A 21,708-nucleotide genomic window follows, 5' to 3' on the forward strand; every position below is an offset into this window, starting at 1 on the left:
GCACAGGCGGCTAACACTGGATAAAATCCACCTGGGCCATTTGATTAGCCAAATCTCGGATAGTGGGCTTACGCAGTTGAGCTCCGCGTGCCAAGTCAGCACTCCGCAATAACAGGCCACGATGAGCTCCTCCTGCTTCCTGAGGCGGAACAATGCATTCGATCTTCGCGGGCCGGAGGGACTGGAGCAAATAGGGCGTTTTGGTCTCAAGCTGCTTGGAGATCTCAGCAGTTGGAACGTATGTCAGAAGAAAACGAACAAGCGCGGATACAGGCACTACATCTCGCTTAGCTTTGCCATGTTTCTCTTCGATAGCATTAAGGTATCCGCCCTGAATCCATTTCTTGATCACTGCAGGTTTCCACCCTGATATCTGGGCCAAGTGGTCTACGCTGAGCGCGACATCCGGATTGTTGTCTCGAACACGCTGTTCGATTTCGGCCTGATCGAACTGTAAGCCTGCCAGTCCAGGGAGAGCTGGCACATGCCCCGTCGGGCAGATCGTTCCCTGCAAAATGTCCTGGAGCACCGCGACAATCTTGGCATTGGATATGCTGTGTCTTACCGAAATGTCCTGAATTCCGATGGGGAGAGAAACCCGACCTTTCTTACGCACCCGTTTAATCAACTGGGCAACAACTGCGTCAATCTCGGTAGCTAAAAATTCGCCCGCGACTAACACAGGCCGCTCATCACGTTTGTACCGGCGGAGGCCTCCGGCTTGCACGACACGCTCAAAAAATACCTTTGAGACGTTCAGTCGACGGCGAGCCTCGGTTGCGGAAAGGTATTCAGCACGTGCTGACGTGATCTGATCAAGCGTAGAGCGGTGAATGGCGACAAAGCGACTCTTACCTTCCTGGTGAACCCTCCCGATCACAGCTTGCTTGATCACTAGGTTGGCCAGAATATCTGGAGCAACTCCTAACAAACGCGCAGCCTCTGCCGCTGAGAACCACTGCATCGCTTCAGCGTTATCAGGCCCAAACATCATCGCGCGCGTGTTGAGCCCTAAGCGCCCGTCAAAGTGTTCAGCCACTTGTGCCCTGAACTGATCCCGAACGAAATCAAAGCTGGAGGATGAGTAGGTGCTGAATAACTCCCTGTACCAAGATCCAATCCGTTCGGCGAGACCAACGCCATGGCCTGAGCGAAGTTGGTTTTGCATGTCCGCATCAAAACGTGCTGGCCAATCACTCAGCAACGACTCCAAACAACCCACCATCACCAGCGAATCTTGCAAAGGTGAAGAACTGCTGAAGCGAGGTTTAGCCATCGGCAAACCGCTTCGTTGAGCTTGGTGCTTCGCAAGTAGCGTTAAGAAGTCAGGCAACAGCGGCTCGAATCCCTGACGGCGGCAAATCTCGGTAAACCCTTTGTGCTCGCCGACACCCGCATCAGCCATCAGTGCGGATAATTTCATTGCGAACTCTGAAGCCTGGACGCTAACAGCAAGCCGTAGATCATACCCGCAGTCACAAAGCTCTAGCGTCCGTCGGTGGTAACTGATCGGTTTCTCGCAGTCGGGGCAGTTCCCAAGCAGCACAGTGCCATGGGTGGGGCAAGCTGTAACCAGCAAATGAGACCAAGCATCTTTAGCATATCCATCGGAGGCCAAGCACTCTGGACAGACCGGGGAATGGCCATTGCGAAGGTAGCTGGGTTGACGAAGGTAATGCGTTTGGCCGATGAGAGTTGTACTGAGCTGTTCCTCTTTCAGCTCAAAGCATTCGCAGATTTGAGCGAGCTCTGGCGACGAGTAAGCGGCTGTTAACTTGAGCCCTCGTTCGCCCAACAGCGCCTGAGCGCAACCATAGCCGTTGAGCTCCGCTTTTCGCATCATGAGAGAGTTCAGACTTTCACCTGGTTGGAGGGCCACATTTTGGAAAAACGACATGTATGTTGCCCTCTACAGCCGGGGAATAGGGAGATGAGCTTCACGCAACACCTTCACATAAGCGGCGTTCAAATCGTGATCCGAAATGACGGTGCCAGGTGTAAACGGGTTGCCAGAAAAAGGCTGGTCATTGACTGCGTTGCGGTAGGCTTTAGCTAGACATCTAACGTCAATTATCTTGTTGGCATTATCAGTCTCGGCATGGCTGAAGAGATCGACCAACATACCGAAGCGGCCTAAGGAGGAGGCATAAAGGGACTTGATAGCTACATCGCCACTTAGCTCGAATATCCAGCCTTGTTCACTGTACGCAGCAGCCACAAGCGCAATACCCGCAGCAAAATCTTGGCGATCAGCAGCACTAATCCACGAGTAGGGGTAGATCAGCTCAGTAGCCAAACTGCGACCACGTAATTGCTCATTTAGCCCCAGCAAGCGCTCAGCAGCAGGAAGGCCAAGCAAAACGAGAGAGATGTTAAGTTCATCACTTAATACTTTGAAGAAATCAGCTAGAGCCCTTACTTTTTGTGGGCTGTGTAGCTCTGCCAGATGTTGTACTTCATCGACGATGATCGCCCTGACTTTCGCAATCTCTAGCTGGCGCAACGCTTGATCGTACAAATCCGGTGTGCTGCATTTGCTCAGTACCCTACCACCGAGGCCACGGATAATACTTAGCGTGAGAGCGCGCTGATTGGGTTCCGTTGGGGCTGTGACGCGGATCAGCGGCTTACAGATTTTGCCGTTCACCTCCTGCGTGGGAAAGTCTGCCATCAGTGCCTGAGCTACTTCTCCTTTGCCTATTCGGCTGGGGCCGAACATCGGCAAGATTTGCCGCTCACCGGCAAGGGAGGCTTCAATGACTTGAAAGGCGCGCTGATATGACCTCAACATCCGGCCATGGAAAAAGCCCTCAGAACGAATCACCTTAATGACTTCATTCGCCATCATTTTTTCCTCCGGTGGGGCGCAACTACGATTTCTGTCGGAGCAGCAGCGAGAACGGTTTCAGCAATCGGCAATTGTTGTTCAGGAGCGATCGCCGCAGCGTTGGCTTTATCGACTGTTCGTTGAGCTCTTTGATTCTCGCGAATCTTGCCCTTTGGACGTTTCTGCGCATTGGCATCTTCGATAATATTTATATGATTGATGACGTAATCTTCCCCAGACAATTCGAAGTCTGACTTATAACGTGCCTTACGGATTTCCTTAGCCTGTTCAAAACTAATAGCAGGCATGTTCGGGTTCTTATTTTGAACCGTGACCCACTCTTTCAAGCCAAGGTCATAAATATGAACCGACCGACAGTCAAGTGGATTAATGCACACATCTACCTTCACCGTAGAGTTTGTTTTGAAAAGCGCTGAAACATACTCGTTCTGATAGAACTGGCGCTGATAGTTAATACCTTCACGAGTGATACTTAATTTGACTTCTAAGTAATGACGACAGGCTTCCATCAATTCTTCAGCCGAAGGGGCTGGAAAAACTACGTACTGCTGGTTCAGACGAGTCAACGCCTGCAATGGAGTAAACTCCTGACCAAACTTTTCGGACAAGCGATCACTCTTCTTAATATGATATGAATCCGTAATCCAGCGGATGATGACTTCGTTAAGTTTTTCGATGGTCAAGGTCGCAGATTTTTGTGCGTCTTCCAGACCATGCGTTTCCCGCTTGTCATGTGATTTCTTGGCGCCTGGCAGTTTCTTGATCAGCATCGTGTTCAACGTGCCAAAAAAACGCTCAATAAACGGTTTCTGGTAGGGGGCACCGGCAACACAGTACTCCAACATCATACCCAGGTGTTGCGACGCTTTAACGATCATAGGGCCATGGCAATCTGACCCGTTATCCAGAACCAATGTGCGGATATCTGCCGGGGCGGGCCACTCATGCACACAGCTCCATTGCGCTCTAAATGCCTCTCCCTTGGGGCTAAAAGCAAACTGTAGGGATTGCATCAACCCGACCTGGCTTGCTGCCTGAATGGTGAGGTGAATTCCAACAATGGTCATTGTTGCTGTATCAATCAAAGCATAGAAGGTAGGGCAACCAATTACGTTGCCAGAGGCATCGACAATGAAGATGTCCAAAACCGTAGAGTCACCCTCCACGCGGGCATAAGGCTCTTTGACATCAAGATAGCTACAGGCATTTCGCATAATCAAACGAAAGGTGCGGGGGTTCAGCCGACCTTTGATATTTTTCAGATTTAGTCTCGCAATGAATCGGCCTACCGTACGCCTAGACACACCGCCAAGTTCAACACCGATCTCAGCTGACTTTTCTGAACACCGAATATTAATTGCATGAACAATATCCTGAATGCTAAACCTACTGCTACTGCAATACTTTGACTCGATGACGTTAAGAATGATTTCTTGAACCTCGGGTTCCATCGATAAAGAATGATGAACCCCACGATCCGAAAAATGTGCAGCTAAGCAGTTTGGCGAATACGACTCTTTATAAATTCTCCAGTATCGTTCAATTGATCTTCTTGACGGTACAGTACGATCCGAGCCATATCGCCTTTGGATCTCAATGTAGATATCCTTCCAAGTAAAATCCTCAATCAGCTGCTCTACAACTCTGATGTACTCCTGCCGCTCATCTCTAGATTTAATTTCTGTGGGACTCAAGACCCGAGGTTCAAAAACCTCTTCTACCCCACATGGGGTTTCAATACGCACGACCGAGCGTAGATCCCCCGAAGCGACTGTATTGCGAAAGTCGTCATCCTGGTAGACATGAGATTCACCTAGCTGCCCAATCAGCACTACTTGCCGTGCTTTGGTATTGATCGTTCCAATTACATACGAACGACCATCTGCTCCGATGACCGTAGCGCCAACCCTGTATCGACGCGAGCTGATGAGCCCTTCATTAACGGCAGCCATCTCAGATGTCCATTAGCTTCAGATGATCCAACGAGCCATGCGCTGCATTAACCCAGCCATCCCCCGAGAAAACATTCTCCGACAAGTCCGCGCTCAGCACCCCATATGCCAATCCAAAAAAAATGTCCGCATTAGATAGTGCCCCAGATTCTTTAAGCTCAAGGGTCGGCCACCGCTTACGATTTTTTAACGCGATGCCTACCTTTTCACAGGCACCTGCCGCGCGTTCCTTTTGAGCAGGACTAAGCGCCTTTTTCAAATTTTCCAGATTGGAGATGAACACCGGAGAGAATTTCTCCTCGGTGAAGGTGATAAATTGCTTGCCATATGTGGCCAAGATGCGTTCAGCCCGAGCATGCTTATCCGCGTGCTTCTCTAAGAAAGCGCTGGGTTTGCTCTCGCAGATAAAGATCTGTCCGTCATGCCGCTCAATTTCACTGTCAGCAGTGTAAGCCACAGCCTTTTTACCGTCTTTCTTGGGCAAGTCCTGTCGGCTAATAAGCAGATTTTCGTTTTCCAGGTCGACACAGATTGACTGGTCGGATATCCGCGTGAATCCAGGCATGAGGCTGAGAAGCAGCAAGTGGTTGCGCTCAAGAAAACTCTCGCCCGCGACAATCCCATTCGCGTTGCGATCCGTCGGCACGATATAAGCTCGGCGACCCCGTTTGGTACGCTTGGCAACGTCACGTACAGGCTTAACGCCCTTATTTCTGACGGGCATAACACAACTCCAAAATCATAAGAAAGCACCGCCAAGGCGGTGTGCACCTTGGCGATGCTTGACGCCGTAAGCGCCAAACCCCAAACTCCGACTGGATTCTGTAGAGTCCAAACAATCGACGTATAGAAATACTGCTGGCCGGCCAACCTGTCAATAGTTTTCCGTCCAAACAAAAGGAGCCTGGCATGGGTAGAAAAGTGGACACCACCTGGTACGGCACCTATTTGGAAGCAATCGCCTTCGAGAACCTCTCGGGAGATAAGCCCGTAGGCACACCAGAGTTGGCAGATCATCTGGGTGTGAAGCCAAAAACACTTGCACGAATAAGGTCTGCAGGCCGCTTCATCCATGAGGTGCTACCGGGGGTAAAGCCAGAACAAATTCAGTGCGGTTACGCCTCATTAGAGCTGTTATCTAAGTTATGGGGAGCCGATCCCTCGGGCGCGCAGTCTCGATTAGAAAGTGTCCTGGCCAACAGGACTAAGCTGCCTGAGCTAGAAGATGCTATTCGTCGGGTCAAGCTTGGCGAAAACAAAAGCTCCACAGAAAGCAACCTAGTCGGGCCGTCTCAGCTTGGTTTTATGGCGCGAATGGATGTCTGGATAGCATCGTCAGATTTGGTGCATTTCGATTCGTATCGGGGTACAGCGTTCAGACTCAAACCATGCCTCGGCTCCTGTCCTGGATATCTCATCAACACAGAAAACGGTCAACCGAGCGCCCTCGTCCTTTGCAAACAGGGGAGCGGCTGGCGGGATCCTGCCGGCGTTGCTAGGGAGCTGTATGAGCATGCAATAGCTCGCAGGCACACAGCCCCAGCGATCTGGTATGTCTTTGAAAAAGACAGTGCCGTGCTTCAGCACCTCGCAGAGCTAAGCATCTGGTGGGGTGGCTCGCCTACTAGTGACGATCCATGGTTACTCTTGGCCTATCTGACCGAATCAGGGAAGCTTGAGGTGCTTTTTGAGGAATACTTCTCCAACCTGATAGGCAGCATGACAAAGGGCGAAGGTGCGCTTCGGCCAAATGATCTGATCGCCACTGGGGAAGCTATGGATGGCAGCAAAGCCTGCATCACAATACCTTTACGGAACATCCAGCCGATATCTGCACCGACGAAGCATCGCCCGTACTCGGAAGTACTTCGAGAGCGCTTACTGGCAATTGCCGGGCAAGGCGATGCGACGTCGCATCAAATTGACCGGTTAGCTGCTATTGACCTAGGTCTCTGACCTGCATCGGCTAAGCGTTGCCGGTGCTGCACACTTTAGATGTAACTGGGAGGTCAGGGCGATCGGCTTTCACACACTGAGTGCTTGAAAGCCATCAAATCGCGAAAGTCAGATGGCGATCCTGCTCCAGTCCGGTTTAGATAATGCCCTTTGATTCCAAGGGCTATTGGCCCGTCTCGATCACAACGCTGGGAATCCCCGATCATCCACACCTTGCAGGCGTCTACAGCCAACTCAGTCAGCACTGCCTCGTAGATGCGCCGATCTGGCTTGAGCGTCCCTATCTCATAGCTGAAGCCGTAGCTCTCCAAGCCAGGAAAGATGCGCTTAACAGCCGCGCCATAGGGCCTGGCCAAATTTGAACAGACCGCCACTTTCAGACCTCGCGCCTGCAATGCCTCAATGCATGACAGCGCGCCTGTGATGGGTTGGATACCGGCCAGTTCCGCGTCAAGCTCGGATTGGATACGTGCAAGCTCAGCCGACGGTACCTCAATGCCGAAGTGATCGGCAGCTTGTGCAAGATTCCAAGGATGGCGCATGAGCATCGATGCATCATCCGGCTTCGGACGCCGACCTTGCGCGATGCCTAGCTTGAGAAGCTGGCGAAATGGATGGCGCGCGTTCTCGATCCGCATGATGGTACCGAACGCATCGAAGATCACAGCTTGGACATGGCTCATACCGCGTACTCCCTCCAGACCATTGAACCTCACCCTTCATTATCGAGGCGGTCGCTGCTACCGATAAAAAGACTACCTGACAGGAGACCGTCAGGGACAGCACCTGTCCCTCTAACTACGACGTGTCGTGACACAACATCCAACATCAGGTTCTTTCCAAGCACACCCTTACGCATATTCAAGCCTAAGCAACGGCCACTTTCAGTTGTCGACCCTGCTCCCGCAGGGTTCACCGGTCACCCTCGGCGTGTACAGTCTGCTTGCTCAAGCGAGAGATGGGCGAAGCACACCTGCCGATTCGGCGAAACCCACCCCTGCATATGAGCGAAGCTTCTCAATGATCGAGCCGTTCAGCCCACGCCAGGCCAACGCCCAGCGTGAACCAAAGAAACCGAGGAAGCAATTGAGCGCGCGGAAGCTACCCTGACCTTGGTCTTGGCCTTGGCCTTGGCAAAGGTCAGGGACGTCAGGGTCATTCCTAACTTCCTATGAGTTTAGCTGCGCGTGATTAGCGAGTATGGTCGACTCCCCACGCTGACAGCGCGCGGTCGGCCGCCGAACCGTCAATGGCGACCGACGCCAGACTTGGCTTGGCCTATGCTGGAAGGGTTGGTACGACCTTCCTGACGAAATGATGAATGGCTATGCCAAGAAGAGCCGGCTGACACGCCAAAAAGTCATTTCTGACATCTTAAGAATATCTTAAAAATATCCTGTACGTATCTCGATGACTCAGATACTGTTCCTCACACCCAAAAGGAGGAGGCAAGATGTCTGCGGAAGAACCAAAAGTATGGGGCGTTTTTGTCGGGGATGCCGGGGATCAGCTGGAGGCATTTAACTCAAAAGCCGGCCCTTTCCCACCGGATCCAGGTTCCGTTGGTTACATTGCTATTGGGTGGCCGGCAGTGGGGGATATGCGGCTTTACAAAGATAATTACCCAGATTTCGTTGAGAAATTTAGAATCGCCTATCCCAATGACATCGAAAGAGTTTTTAAGACCACAGCCAACATGCCATGGAATTTTGCATTCAAAATGCAAAGCGGTGACTGGGTAATGTGCCCGTCTTCTACGTCGGGGTATTTATTAGCTGGAAAAGTAGAGGGTGAGTATTTATCTAATTTTCACGGATCAAAATCATTGCCCAACACAAATACGCGTGTCGATTTTGTTCATTTAAGAAAGGTTAAATGGCTGTACGTCGTTTCGGACAAAGATCCTCGTTACGCAAAGCTTCACCGTATCGGGCAACTCACCGTTGTCCAACCCGACATTTCGGCATCAACGCTCCAAGGCATACTTAAAGGCGAGTTTTAAATTCGGTGCGGGGACAAATTACTGTTACATTGTGGCCACGTGGCCACTGGTCGACCTGGATGGCCAGTGCGTTTGCGGTCATCCATTTAGCCCTTACCGAATAGCTTCAGAAAGGCTATGTGTTTCGCCTGGCGCCAGGTTTCAGTCAAGTCGCCGTTGAGCTCCAGCGCTTCGAAGATACTTTTGACCTGCTCATTTGTGATCAACTTGGCCGTGAGCATTTTCTTTAGCAGTTCGTGGCCATGCCAGACAGAAATTCCGAAATCTTGAGCCAGCTTGTGCATACCGAGGTCGTCCGTGACCACAATGGCGTCTCGAATTTGGCCAAACGCAAGTACCCGACAGTCCGTAGAGGAAGGGGGAGAGCGACCAGCCGTGGTATAAACCGTCGGATTCGTTAAGACCCAGCCACGCAGCACACTTTGCGCAGCTGCTAACTGACCTTTCTCGTCGGCGCTGAGTCGCACCTGCTTCGCAACCCGCTCAGCGGCAAGATCCTCACCGTCGAACCAAGGGAACTTGAATTTCAGAGCACCGCTGCGATGCACTTCCTCTTCAACATCTTTCAGAATGGTCAGGACATAGTTTTTCTGCCCAAACCCAACCCCCAGCATTGGGCGTACACGCTTCGCAAGCCGCAGATACGCGTTGGTATCCAGCAATACGAGCGTGGACGCCGCGCTCAACGCGCGAGCTCGCCGTAAAGCGCGGAGGCATCACTGAGTGATACATCCATGATTTGCTGAACATACGACGGGCCCGTCCCGTGCTCGCGAATCATGCGTTTCAGCGCCAGGAAGAACTCCGACTGAAACACATTCGACGCTGCGGCAATGTATTGCGCCGGTTTGGGTGGAGTCGGATCAAACAGGATCGTACTGACCAACTGCGGCGTGGAGTTGTTGCGCACCGCGTGAATTGTCCTTTCCGGTACCCGCAAGGATGGCAGATTGTTTTCCGCCGCATATCCCTGTGCCTGCTGGAACACGGTGTTCAGTGAAATTTGGTGATGCCGGGCATGCTGCTGAAGGACACTCACCTCCCCAGCTGCGCTAGGCGCTTGCGCCGCCTCGGCATACGCTAGCTGCACGCAAGCCTCAGGAAACAGCAGGGCACCGGCAAAGGCATCCGCAAAATCCTCCCCCTCGTCACTACCCGCAAGCTCAGGAGTGTAGACATGCGCTAACTCGTGGGCCATCCAAAACTTGAAGTCTTCCAGCTTGGTATCCAGGTTGACGAAGACAAAGGTGACATCTGACGCCGGCAATAAAATGTGCAACGCATTCTTGTGTTGCTGCTTTTGTCCCCAAAGAACGGGCACCAGAACCGCCCCGCACGCCTTGAACTCGGCGATCAGCGCTTCATAACCCAGCACGCTGCGCTCACCCAATCCCAATTTACTGCGTACCTGGGACGCATCGCTTTGCAAACGCGCGTAGCTGATGGAAGGCGATGAAATCTTGGTGCGTAAGGTCGGCAACTTCGGTAAAAAATCGACCAAGGGTTTAAGCAAACCGCCAATGCCCATCGCTTTCAGAATGTGTTCGTCGGTGGTTTTGGTTCCCGCCTTCTTGCGGAACGCCACCACAGGCTGATCCTCAGGTGGCGCCACCAACTGCGAAAATGACAGCTGCAGCGTTGTGGCCAGCTTGAGCAACTTGTCAGGGCGAGGAAAATCCTTACCTTTGAACCAGTTGGTAACGGACTGCGCCGAGACCCCCAACTGATCGGCCAGGTCTTTTTGTGTCCAGCCACGCTGAACGAGGGCCGCCCGAAGCGACTCGATGTGTAGGGTATTTTGCATAACAGCCAATGTAGTGCCTCGCTCGGTCAAAATCAAGTTTGATCAAGTTCTTCTCGCGCAGCATAGTCGAAACTATCATGTGCTTGAGGCGCCGACGCGTCTCTCACCGTCCTGCGCCTGGCCACAGAGGGGCGAAACCTGCGGTACCCGCTGGACGTAATGGCCAGACTCCTAGTCTGGCTTTGTGCCGGTCGATCATATAGAAATGCCAATCCGGTAACTAGCGACCCCCGGTTAGCCAAGAATTTAACGTCCTAATGGCTGTTTGCCTTTACCCACAAGGTCAGTCTGGATAATGTGACGGACGACACAGGCTAAAGACCTATAGGGCTGTGCTCTCTCCTATGTTCGATTGTTTCGATGACGGCATAACGCAAAATTGAGCCACAGATCTCTTGGCGGCTCGCTTCAATATCTCGGATGCGATTCTTGGAGCAATCGCTTCGAGGAGCCTACCGTTCGAAATTAGAGACGCTCCTCTTGAAGACGATTTTGGGATGTAGGCCATGGCCGCAGCCTTTCGCAAGGAACGCCAAGATGACTCCTGATCTCAATGCGGACAACACTGCGCGTAATTGGCGAGTATGGTGAATCGGCCCCCCCCCCAGTTATCCACAGTATTAGGAAAACGAAGGGCCATCCTGGTCGCCAGTATCCGTGGTTGCGCTATGCCAGAAGGGTGGGGCATGGCATGTCGGGATAGCGGAGGGGCGGAGTATGCGCAAAGCCATCGCGCAGGAGACCTTGGCCGCGTTGGTAGAGACCGGGGCGGCGCGGGAGTTTCGCGTGCTGCGCGACGGTGAGGCCTGGCGTCTAGAACTGCGCCTCGGCGCCAAATGGCTGGACTCCGCTTCGATGTAAAGCGTCCAGCCGAAGACATTGCTCGTTTTAAAGCTAGGATTAATACCGCAGCACTTGATGACGTGAGCGGTACATCCAACAGAGATGACGCGGCATGGACTTTGGGTAAGCAAAAACGCCATCGTGGCTCTCTACATCATGACACTTGGAAAGATACCGCTGCCGAGCTAGCGAGCCGTGGTTATTTCGCCGTATCCATCATTGGGATGGTAGAAAACAAGAGTGCCCCATGAGTGTTACGACATACCGTTACGCCCTGATTATCTCGATCAAGGCTCCAGAGGTCGCCATAGATACATACACTATGGTGGCCGCTAAAATTACGCCCGAGAAAATCATTCAAGTCTAAAACTAACGATCTACGAGAGCTCTCGAAGAGCCCTCGTAGTTAAAACTTCAGTGCAGTACCTGCCCCACTGACCCTTGCTGTAAGAACCGAAAAACCATTTCTGCTCGAGCCTCGATATCCTCGTTGGAAAAGCCCTTCGGCATTCCATTCAGCATCTGGTCAATGATAGAGGTCTTGAGCTGTGCCTGAGTCGATGCTTTATCACGCAGATTGCCCAGCTCAGCCCGACGAACGCCAGCGGTTGCCAGTAGATCCATGGCTACTTTCTTGAGCTTCCCTATATCAATATCACCCTTAGTCAACGCTGATTTGTCCTTGCAGAGAAGATCGTATATGGCGAGCTCTTTCTCGGTAGAGAAACCTTCTCGGATGTAACGTTGCTCCTCCTGATCTAGTGAGTCGTGGAACTGGAGCAACTGATCAAAAACTTTCTGAATTTCGGCTTTGTCCTTGTCGCGGTTGTATTCCTCAATGATCTCCATATAACGCATATACAGATCAACGCGTGTCGGGTTGTTTCTCAGCATCATCTCGATACGTGCCTGAATTCGCTCCTGCAAACTCAGGGTTACCGTCTGCTGCTGAGTCGACTTGGAGAACTCGGCCCGCAGTCGCTCAAAGTTGATACCAGATAAGCTGTAAGGCTTGTTCGGGGTGTCGGGGGTAGTGTTGATGTGCGCTACCTCAAGGGCGTTGTCCACCAGTCCACGTAGTTCCTGCATAATTGAGCTGACATCAACTTTACCCTTAGGCTTTTGCAGCATGTTGTAGATAGCTGCGATAGCGCTTTCTTGAGGTTCGTATTGGCGCAGCTCGTCCCGCGGAAACAGCCCGCGATAACGGTCGGCGACATCCTCGGCAAGTACCTGGAAGGTCTTCTTGATTTCAGCCGAAATAGAAAGGGCATTCTGCGCATCCAGCAGTGCTTGCCAGCGATCTTCACCTTCCCCAGCCTGAACCAGATCGTCTAACTCAAAGCCTGCACTGGTGAGGTGAGCCCGGACTTTAAAAATAGCTGCGGCGTATTCAACGAGGGCTTGCTCTTCATCAAGCAAGGGGTCATTGCCATCTTCTTGAGCGTTGCCCTGTTCGCCTTGGCCATAGACAGCTAGCGCCTTGCGCAGGCTTTTAAGCATTCCGTTGTAATCAATGATTAGGCCGTTTCTCTTGTGTGCGGCAACACGGTTAACCCGAGCGATGGCCTGCATCAGGGTATGACCCTTCATGGGTTTATCGAGATACAGGGTCGCCAGCGACTTCACGTCAAACCCGGTCAACCACATCGCACAGACTATGGCGACTCGGAACGGATGCTTACCGTCCTTGAAACATTCCTCAACATCGCGGCTATCAATGCCTCCGTTGATGACTTCCCTGTAAGGTTGAACCTCGATTCCTTCCCGGCTGAAATCTTGGATTTCGTTCTGGTCTGAACTGAACACCGGGTGAATTTGTGTCGCCTTCATCCATACGATCAGCGAAGCATCGCGACGTAGCCCCTCGGAAAAGGGCTTTCCTTTGGCAATGAACAGCGTCTGATCTTCTTGCAACTTGATCTCCAGCGCCTGGATCTTCTCGGCCCATTTGCTCTTGATGCGGATGGCCATCTTCACGCAAGTGACCTTGTCGATGCAGACCAGCAGCGCCTTGGCATTGCCACCAAATTTGATCGGTTGACCAGCTCTTGGTGGGACTTCCATCAGTCGCCAGCGCTTGTGGAAGTGCTCGACAAAATCAGTCGCGACATCATTCAAATGGGTATCAGAGGTGAACACCGGGTAATCACGAGCCAGCTCGCGGTAAAGCTTCTCTTCTTGCTCTTCCGTCAAATCACCATCAGCGCGGGCTTGATCAATGCGCTCTTCAATTCGCCGGTTCAGCGCCTCGTCGACAATACGGAGCTTTTCACCCCGGCTTTCGTAATAGAGGGGTAGGGTTGCACCATCGGCGACGGCACGCTGGAAGTCATAAACAGAGACATAGCTACCGAAGACCCGCTCGGTTTCACTTTTCTCCTGCCCATCGATCAGCGGTGTACCTGTAAAACCAATGAATTTGGCCCGCGACAAGGCCATACGCATTTGCGTTGCCAAACGTCCGTACTGGGTACGATGAGCTTCATCCGAGACCACAATGATGTCATCGCGTTGCGACCAAGGCTCAGTCACACGATTCCGAAACTTATGAATCAAGCTAAAGACGTAGCGGCGGTTTTCGTCTTTCAGCAGACGCTCAAGACCTTCAACCCCAGCCGCTTTGTCGCGGCTGTTAGTGGAAATGCCGCAGCCCACAAAGGTACTGAAGATCTGGTTATCCAGTTCCTTGCGGTCGGTGAGCAGCACGAAGGTGTAGCTGGAGGACATCTTGCGATGAATCTTCTGGCAGAAAAACACCATCGAGTAGCTCTTGCCGCTGCCCTGGGTATGCCAGAACACGCCGAGCTTACCGGCCAGAACCGCCGGGCCGCCTTCGCGCAGATTGTCGACGGCACGATTCACCCCTAGGTACTGGTGGTTGCGTGCAATCACCTTAGCGGTATGCTCTTCGCTATGGTCAAACAGCGTGTAGTTCTCGACGATATCCAGCAGACGATTCTTTGCACACATCCCACGCAGCAGAATCGGCAAGATAGGCTTGAGTGGCGCCGTGTCCGGTTTCGGGGCCGGGTCGGCATCGTCCTCTGCCAAACGCTTCCAACGGTAAAAGTGATCCCAGCTGCTAGTAATACCGCCATAGCGCGCATCCAGGCCATTGGAAACAATCACGAGGGCGTTGTAGTGGAATAGCAGGGGAATGGTGCCGGAATGGCTGTCGTCGGGGCGACCGCGATAGTCGATGTAGTTCTCGTCGAACGCTGCTCTTAATCCTTTGTCGTGGCGCTTCAACTCGATAAACACCAAGGGCAAGCCATTGACGAAACCGACCAAATCACAGCGTTTGGTATAGGGGCCGCTTTTCACCCAAAGCTCGCGCACCATCAGAAAGTCATTGTCGTCCTGCTTACCTTCGGCGAACTCGACGACTTTGACGTGAACGTCCTCTTCGGGACGTCCGCTGGGTGCCTTGAGGCTGATTCCGTCACGCATCAGCCGCCACTTTTCTTCGTTATGTTGCAGCAGGGTCTTGGTTGGGTCGGCGTCCAGCAGCAGTTCACGCGCCTGTGCCAGTTTAACCGACGGCACCTTGGGATTGAGCCGGGCCAATGCCTTGTCCAGTTCGCGAACCAGCACCACCTCACTGCGATCCATACGTCCCAGTGTGGAGACTGGATCAGATGGCAGACCATGGACTTCGTCCATGGCATAAATCGAACGCCACCCCAACTCCTCAGCCAGCAATTTAGCGGCGGGTTCCTGGACATTCTTGTCTTCCGAATAACTGGCCTTGGCCATACTGCACTCTCCCTGCTCAGGTGCTTTAGACCCGGATCGCTCCTGACATTAATTGAGGTAACAACGCATCACGAGCATCTGCGGCTTGCAGATTAGCCTCGCGCAAATGCTCTACCTGTTCAAATAGCGGCCCAACATATTCATCAAACTGCCCAATGACTCTTCCCGGTGGAATTAGTATCTCAACGGGATGCACAACCTTCCGGTCTAATGAGGGCACCGATGCACCAGAGTTGTACTGTGCCAAATTCATCTCCGACAACAAGAAATAGGCAAAGATGGGCGTGACACGACGAAATTCTTTGACCCACAAGGCAGTATTTAGAGGCCAAAAGTCACCGGGTACATAGTGAACCAGGCCTAGTGTTCCGCTTCGTCCCGTCACAACACCGGGGCCCTTAACCTTTGCATCGCTGTGATAACCGTTGATACCAGCCGATGCATAAATCGGGATACTACCTGGCTTTCTTACACCATTCGGTAAATCGAACCCACGTTGTAACAGCAAGGCCGAGTCAAGACGCTCTCGACTCCAACCCTCCGGAATTCCATCAACGAATTTCACTAGCTCAAAGCCTGGGAAACGTAGATTGATGAACCACTCTCGATACAGCAAACGAGCAGACTCTTCGAGAAAGGCAATGCGGCACTGGTTTGTGCTGATCAGGTCATCGTAGGCTGATAAAACCTGAGCGACTTGCTGCTGCTCCGCCAAAGTGTCAGGCACCAATACACTGCATTCACATATTCGTTTAGGTGCGGAATGACGAACTGTTGCCCCCGTAGCCGAGCCTTTGATTTGTTCACGATAAGCCGGTGAGTTCAGCAGGTAATATAGAAACCCCTTATCAATCGGTGAGTCCCGCAAGTATTCAACCAAGCCAAGCCGCTGGTTATGTAAGAAGCGATCATCCTCCGGTACTACGAGGGCACCGCCGAGAATCGGCGCGGCCTGAATGAGGTCGGTCATGATCACAAGCATGTCACCGGTTTTCATCAAATATTCTGGCGGAAACTCCCCAAGATAAAACTTTTCCTTACCGGGGCGCAGCTTCAGCCCTCCGTGCTCATATGCATTGCCAGGTGTAAGCAAGATGTATTTTCCGGAGCCAGAAAAATATTCGCCCTTGAAGGCCCACCCGTGCTTAACGGTGATGAACTCGCCTAGCTTACGCACCTGCCAACTCATCCCAGCAACTCCTCTAAGTTGCAGCTGATTCGCACGGATAGTTCCGCAGCCTTGTCATTCAGCTCCGCCAGTTCGACGTGGATTTCCTTCATCCGCGCGCGGAAGGCTTCGCCTTCGTCGTCATCTTCAACGCCAAGCGCCACACCCACGTAGCGCCCCGGCGTCAGCGAGTAATCGCTGGCAGCGATGGTTGCGCGGCTGACCGCAGCGCACAAACCTGGCACGTCTACATAAACGCCGTCCGGGAATCGACTCAGCAGCCAATGTCCCTGAGCGATGAAGTAACCTGCACGCTTGCAAGCCTCAACCGCCAAATCACGCACTGTGGGTTTTTCGCGTTTCTTCACATCGCGGTGTTGTAGCGCTTTTTTCGCCTCACGGCAGTTGTCGTGATCAAAGGTATACGCGGCAGACGCCCATTGACGGCTGCGCAGTTGCTTCTCCGCCATATCCAGCAGCTTCAGCCAAGCCTTGTGACGAGTCTCAAGCGCGGCAAGGCCCGCCTTGAGAGTGGCGTTGCCTGCTTCCGCTTTACTCTGCAAAGTTTTTCGGGCAGCTAAGTTGCCAGACGCAGACAACTCGTCCTGTAAGAGCGTAGCGCCCGCCAGCGCGCTGTCTATGAGTTGTTGCCATACTTGGCTTTGCGTCTGAACTTGTTTCAACTCATCGCGAAAGCTGGCCAACAGCTCATCCGTAAGCTCATGCCCCTCACCCAGTTTGGTTCGGGCGATGGCAACTGCCGTCGCTTGCAGAGTAGCGTCGGCAAAATCGCTCAGGGCCTTCTCCAACAAGCTGATCTGCTGATTGTCAGCACTAATTCGCTCAGGCAACTGTTGCAGATGCTCAGCCAGTTGCTGTTGGTAGTAGCCCAGTAACTCAACAAATCGTTCGGTTTGACCACGGTACAGCCAAGTAATTGCCGACAGGTTACTCAGCTGTTCTTCAGTGAACACATGGGAGCGCGCCGAGACCATGGTGTAGACATTGCGTGCATCAATCATCAACACGCTGTCCAAGCGTTCCTTCGGCTTACTCTTGTCGTAAAACCACAAAGTGCAGGGGAGGCTGCGGGTATAGAAGAACTTGGGGCCAATGGACATCATCACATCCACATGGCCGGTATCCACCAGTTGCTGGCGGATATCTCTGTCTTTATTGCCAGCATCAGAGGCACTGGCTGCCATAACGAATCCGGCCCGGCCAGTAGCATTCAGGTAGCTGTAAAAATACTGAATCCACAGGCTGTTGCCATTCGAAATGGTTTCAGTGGAGTCCTTGCCTCTACTCTTGCCAGCGGTGCCAGGCAAACCAAAAGGCAGGCGCTTGGGTGGTTTGTCTTCGAGACTCCCAACCTGACTTTTGATCTTGGCAATCTGTACACCATCGACGTTAAACGGAGGGTTAGCCATGACAAAATCGCACTGGCCAACCAACTGATGCTGGTCTTCATAGAAAGTATTCCCCAGCAGGATCTTGCCTTCCAAGCCATGTACAGCGAGGTTCAAACGAGCCAGCTTGCTGTTGACCTCGGCCTTCTCTTGACCGTAAAAAGTGATGTCCGCATCGTGAGTAAGCTTGTGCCGCACTTCCTCCATGAAGTGGCCAGTTTGCACGAACATACCCGCTGAACCACACGCCGGATCGAACACCGTACCGTGGTCAGGCTCGATCACGTTTACGATCATTCGCACCAAACTCGGTGGAGTGAAGAACTCGCCACCTTCCTGAGCACCGCTCTGGGCGAACTGATTAAGGAAGTATTCGTAGATCCGCCCGAACACATCGCCACTTGCATTTTGTAGGGCTGGGCGGTTAAAAATCTTGATCAGGTCAGGCAGTAGGTCGCGTTCTAACCCTTGATAGTTTTTAGGCAGGGCGCCTGCCAGGAGCTTGTTGCCGTCCAAGTCGGTGACGCTGTCTTCAATCGCCTGCATAGCTTCATGGATGGCTGCCGCAATGTTTTCACTGGCGGGCAAACTAGCCAGGTACTCGTAGCGGGCGATTTCCGGTAGGTAGATCGCAGCTTTACCCTGAAAACCCAATTTAATGCGGTCTTCACGTAGCTTGCCGGTAGCCCGAGCAGGAATGCAGCTTTCTATGTCTTCGAGCAAAGCATAAAAACGAGTCGTGGCATGCCTTAGAAAAATCAGCCCCAACACAGGCATTGAGTATTCGCTGGCGGTGAGCTTGGAGTTTGCCCGTAGCTGATCAGCTGCCTCCCAGAGGTCGGATTCGAGCTGCTTGAGTTCCTGATAATCCATATTCAATGACGTGCCTTGTTTCGAATTCGCCATGATGAATGCACAGGCCCTCGCCTGTGATTCAAAGAGTCACTCGCACCCTTTGAGGGGCGGAGTGTGATGCGCTGATTGTAACAAGGTAACGACACAGCAATATGCTTTTGCACGGCCAACTCATAACCTAACTTTCATAACAAATACCATCGCTGAATATGCAAAACCCCCGACAGATCTGCATCTGGCGAGGGTTTTGTTTTAACGTTGGTGACGGTTAACTCTGGCCGAAGTGGCGATTAACTTTGCCCACCTACAGGCTGGCTGGCTGGCTGGCTGGCTGGCTGGCTGGCTGGCTGGCTCAGCATGCGATTTGTTTTAATGAATCCGCAAGCGTGTCTCACTGGGCCGCCCATCAGCGGTGATTTAAGGGGCTGATGGGCGATGCTGTTTTGATTGCCGTAAATTGCCTCGTATCAGCTACACCTTAGGTCGCCCAATTTTTTGCCTTCGTCAAAGCGAGATTTTCCGATCATCCCTTGTAGCTTCGCTACAAAATGCAGTCCACAGATGCCGCCCAGCCATCCCTAAATCTCTCAGTCAGAAAGAAAAACCCCGGCGCTAAGCCGGGGTAGTGACGCTTTTTGTCATGACAATAACCTGCACGAACATGACAATTAACTTGCCCGTCGACAGCTCATCAGAAGTCCAGGTTGGACACTGCCAGCGCATTACTCTCGATGAAGTCACGACGTGGCTCGACCGCATCACCCATGAGGGTGTTGAAGATCTGGTCAGCGCCGATGGCGTCTTCGATAGTGACCTTCAGCATGCGACGCACACTCGGGTCCATGGTGGTTTCCCACAGTTGGTCCGGGTTCATCTCACCCAGACCTTTGTAGCGCTGGATGGTGTGGCGCTTGGTGCTTTCGGCCATCAGCCAGGCAAGGGCTTCCTTGAACTCGGTGACGGGCTTCTTGCGCTCGCCACGTTGCACGTAGGCACCTTCTTCCAGAAGCGTGCTGATCTGCGCGCCCAGAGCGGTAACGGTCTTGTAGTCGTTGCTGCCGAAGAAGTCGCGGTTGAAGGTGACGTAGTTCGACAGGCCGTGGGAGATCAGTTCGACCTCTGGCAGCCAGACGTTACGTTCACGGTCTTCACGCAGGCTGGCCTTGTAGACCAGACCTGACTTCTCACCGGTACGCAGACGCGCGTCGAACAGTGCCAGCCAGGCCTGCATGCCCTCGTGATCAGACAGCTGCTCGAGCGTGATCGGAGGCAGGTAGACGAAGTGCTCGGTCAGTTCCTGTGGGTACAGACGCGACAGGCGCTTGAGCGTCTTCATGACCATGCGGAAGTCATTGACCAGCTTCTCCAGCGCGGTACCGGAGATACCCGGAGCCGATTCGCTAAGGTGAAGGCTGGCGTCTTCAAGGGCCGATTGGGTCATGTATTCTTCCATGGCCTCGTCGTCCTTGATGTACTGCTCCTGCTTGCCTTTCTTGACCTTGTACAGTGGCGGCTGAGCGATGTAGATGTAGCCACGCTCGATCAGCTCGGGCAACTGACGGAAGAAGAAGGTCAGCAGCAGGGTACGGATGTGCGAGCCGTCGACGTCAGCATCGGTCATGATGATGATGTTGTGATAACGCAACTTGTCGATGTTGTACTCTTCACGGCCAATACCGCAGCCCAGCGCAGTGATCAAGGTGCCCACTTCCTGCGAAGAGATCATCTTGTCGAAACGCGCTTTTTCAACGTTCAGGATCTTGCCCTTGAGCGGCAGGATGGCCTGGGTTCTACGATTACGCCCCTGCTTGGCTGATCCGCCAGCAGAGTCCCCTTCCACCAGGTACAGTTCGGAGAGGGCAGGGTCTTTTTCCTGGCAGTCCGCCAGTTTGCCTGGCAGGCCAGCGATATCCAGCGCGCCTTTACGACGAGTCATCTCACGCGCCTTGCGCGCAGCTTCCCGGGCACGGGCTGCGTCGATCATCTTGCCGACAACTGCTTTGGCTTCGTTCGGGTTTTCCAACAGAAAGTCGGAGAAGTACTTGCCCATTTCCTGTTCGACAGCCGTTTTGACTTCAGACGAAACCAGCTTGTCCTTGGTCTGCGAGCTGAACTTCGGATCAGGCACCTTGACCGAAATGATCGCAGTCAGACCTTCACGCGCATCGTCGCCAGTAGTCGCGACCTTGTGCTTCTTGGCCAGACCTTCCTGCTCGATGTAGTTGTTCAGGTTACGCGTCAGCGCAGAACGGAAACCCACCAGGTGAGTACCGCCATCACGCTGCGGAATGTTGTTGGTGAAACACAGCAGGTTCTCGTTGAAGCTGTCGTTCCACTGCAGCGCAATCTCGACACCAATGCCGTCGTCGCGTTGAATATTGAAGTGGAACACCTGATTGACCGGCGTCTTGTTGGTGTTCAGGTATTCAACGAATGCACGCAGACCACCTTCATATTTGAACAGCTCTTCCTTACCGCTACGTTCGTCCTTGAGGACAATGCCGACACCGGAGTTAAGGAAGGACAGTTCGCGAATCCGCTTGGCCAGGATGTCCCAACTGAAGTGGATATTCTTGAACGTTTCAGCGGAAGGCTTGAAGTGGATCTGGGTGCCCGTGGTGTCACTTTCACCGACGATTTTCATCGGCTCCTGTGGAACACCATGCACGTAAGTCTGCTCCCAGATCTTGCCGCTGCGACGAACCGTCAGCAACAGAATTTCTGAAAGGGCGTTAACAACAGATACACCTACACCGTGCAAACCACCGGATACCTTGTAGGAGTTGTCATCGAACTTACCGCCAGCGTGGAGCACGGTCATGATGACCTCGGCTGCCGACACGCCTTCTTCTTTATGCACGTCTACCGGAATACCGCGGCCGTTATCGCGCACGGTGATAGATTCGTCTGGATGGATGATGATGCTGATGTCGTCGCAATGGCCTGCCAATGCTTCGTCGATCGAGTTATCAACCACCTCGAACACCATGTGGTGCAGACCGCTGCCATCGTCTGTATCACCGATGTACATTCCGGGACGCTTGCGTACGGCATCAAGTCCTTTCAGCACCTTAATGCTGGACGAGTCGTACGTTTGGTTTTCGCTCATGCA

At 52.8% G+C, this 21,708-nt stretch carries 14 protein-coding genes; 3 read left to right on the forward strand and 11 right to left on the reverse strand.

Annotated elements, in window-relative coordinates; translation table 11 throughout:
• Positions 1 to 10 precede the first annotated feature (10 nt).
• Genes ACW55A_RS17690 through ACW55A_RS17705 form a run of 4 tightly spaced genes read right to left on the reverse strand, consistent with a single transcriptional unit; the run spans position 11 to position 5,524 of the window.
• A complete protein-coding gene (locus tag ACW55A_RS17690) occupies positions 11 to 1,897 on the reverse strand; it encodes a TniQ family protein (protein WP_498811455.1) in 1,887 nt (628 codons plus the stop codon).
• Positions 1,898 to 1,909: 12 nt separating this feature from the next.
• Positions 1,910 to 2,848 carry a TniB family NTP-binding protein gene (locus tag ACW55A_RS17695; RefSeq protein ID WP_498811456.1) on the reverse strand — a complete coding sequence of 313 codons (939 nt, stop codon included), beginning with the start codon at positions 2,846 to 2,848 and terminating at the stop codon, positions 1,910 to 1,912.
• Entirely contained in the window at positions 2,845 to 4,800 is a 1,956-nt protein-coding gene (locus tag ACW55A_RS17700; protein ID WP_498811457.1) for a TnsB C-terminal domain-containing protein, read from the reverse strand. Before ACW55A_RS17700 ends, ACW55A_RS17695 begins: the two co-directional genes overlap by 4 nt.
• Position 4,801: 1 nt before the next feature.
• On the reverse strand, positions 4,802 to 5,524 hold the full coding sequence (locus ACW55A_RS17705) for a hypothetical protein (protein WP_011102952.1): 723 nt from the start codon (positions 5,522 to 5,524) through the stop codon (positions 4,802 to 4,804).
• Positions 5,525 to 5,709: 185 nt separating this feature from the next.
• Here ACW55A_RS17705 and ACW55A_RS17710 point away from each other — a divergent pair, with 185 nt between their 5' ends.
• A complete protein-coding gene (locus ACW55A_RS17710) occupies positions 5,710 to 6,756 on the forward strand; it encodes a hypothetical protein (RefSeq protein ID WP_498811458.1) in 1,047 nt (348 codons plus the stop codon).
• A 53-nt stretch (positions 6,757 to 6,809) separates the two neighbouring features.
• On the opposite strand, the gene ACW55A_RS17715 is transcribed toward ACW55A_RS17710, so the two are convergent.
• The gene (locus ACW55A_RS17715) at positions 6,810 to 7,439 is read right to left on the reverse strand and encodes an HAD family hydrolase (protein WP_498811459.1); all 630 of its coding nucleotides are present in this window, start codon (positions 7,437 to 7,439) and stop codon (positions 6,810 to 6,812) included.
• 770 nt (positions 7,440 to 8,209) lie between these two features.
• Between ACW55A_RS17715 and ACW55A_RS17720 the strand changes: the two genes are divergently transcribed.
• Positions 8,210 to 8,758, forward strand: coding sequence for a DUF8426 domain-containing protein (locus ACW55A_RS17720; RefSeq protein WP_498811460.1), 549 nt, complete (start codon positions 8,210 to 8,212; stop codon positions 8,756 to 8,758).
• Positions 8,759 to 8,844: 86 nt separating this feature from the next.
• Here the strand turns inward: ACW55A_RS17720 and ACW55A_RS17725 are convergent, their stop codons facing one another.
• Positions 8,845 to 9,444 carry a hypothetical protein gene (locus ACW55A_RS17725; RefSeq protein WP_154846317.1) on the reverse strand — a complete coding sequence of 200 codons (600 nt, stop codon included), beginning with the start codon at positions 9,442 to 9,444 and terminating at the stop codon, positions 8,845 to 8,847.
• Positions 9,441 to 10,598 carry a helix-turn-helix domain-containing protein gene (locus tag ACW55A_RS17730; protein ID WP_204946386.1) on the reverse strand — a complete coding sequence of 386 codons (1,158 nt, stop codon included), beginning with the start codon at positions 10,596 to 10,598 and terminating at the stop codon, positions 9,441 to 9,443. Before ACW55A_RS17730 ends, ACW55A_RS17725 begins: the two co-directional genes overlap by 4 nt.
• Before the next feature lie 681 nt (positions 10,599 to 11,279).
• Between ACW55A_RS17730 and ACW55A_RS17735 the strand changes: the two genes are divergently transcribed.
• Positions 11,280 to 11,423: a hypothetical protein gene (locus tag ACW55A_RS17735; protein ID WP_476262600.1), complete on the forward strand. Its 144-nt coding sequence runs from the start codon at positions 11,280 to 11,282 to the stop codon at positions 11,421 to 11,423.
• A 396-nt stretch (positions 11,424 to 11,819) separates the two neighbouring features.
• Here ACW55A_RS17735 and ACW55A_RS17740 read toward each other — a convergent pair whose 3' ends face one another.
• The 4 genes from ACW55A_RS17740 to gyrB form a co-directional block, all read right to left on the reverse strand.
• Positions 11,820 to 15,164: a type I restriction endonuclease subunit R gene (locus ACW55A_RS17740; protein WP_498811461.1), complete on the reverse strand. Its 3,345-nt coding sequence runs from the start codon at positions 15,162 to 15,164 to the stop codon at positions 11,820 to 11,822.
• Between the two features lie 25 nt (positions 15,165 to 15,189).
• A complete protein-coding gene (locus tag ACW55A_RS17745; RefSeq protein WP_498811462.1) occupies positions 15,190 to 16,353 on the reverse strand; it encodes a restriction endonuclease subunit S in 1,164 nt (387 codons plus the stop codon).
• On the reverse strand, positions 16,350 to 18,647 hold the full coding sequence (locus tag ACW55A_RS17750) for a type I restriction-modification system subunit M (RefSeq protein WP_498811463.1): 2,298 nt from the start codon (positions 18,645 to 18,647) through the stop codon (positions 16,350 to 16,352). Before ACW55A_RS17750 ends, ACW55A_RS17745 begins: the two co-directional genes overlap by 4 nt.
• A gap of 640 nt (positions 18,648 to 19,287) precedes the next feature.
• Entirely contained in the window at positions 19,288 to 21,705 is a 2,418-nt protein-coding gene (gene gyrB / locus ACW55A_RS17755) for a DNA topoisomerase (ATP-hydrolyzing) subunit B (RefSeq protein ID WP_003432737.1), read from the reverse strand.
• Between the last annotated feature and the right edge of the window lie 3 nt (positions 21,706 to 21,708).

Source organism: Plantibacter cousiniae (nom. nud.) (genome assembly GCF_977070315.1).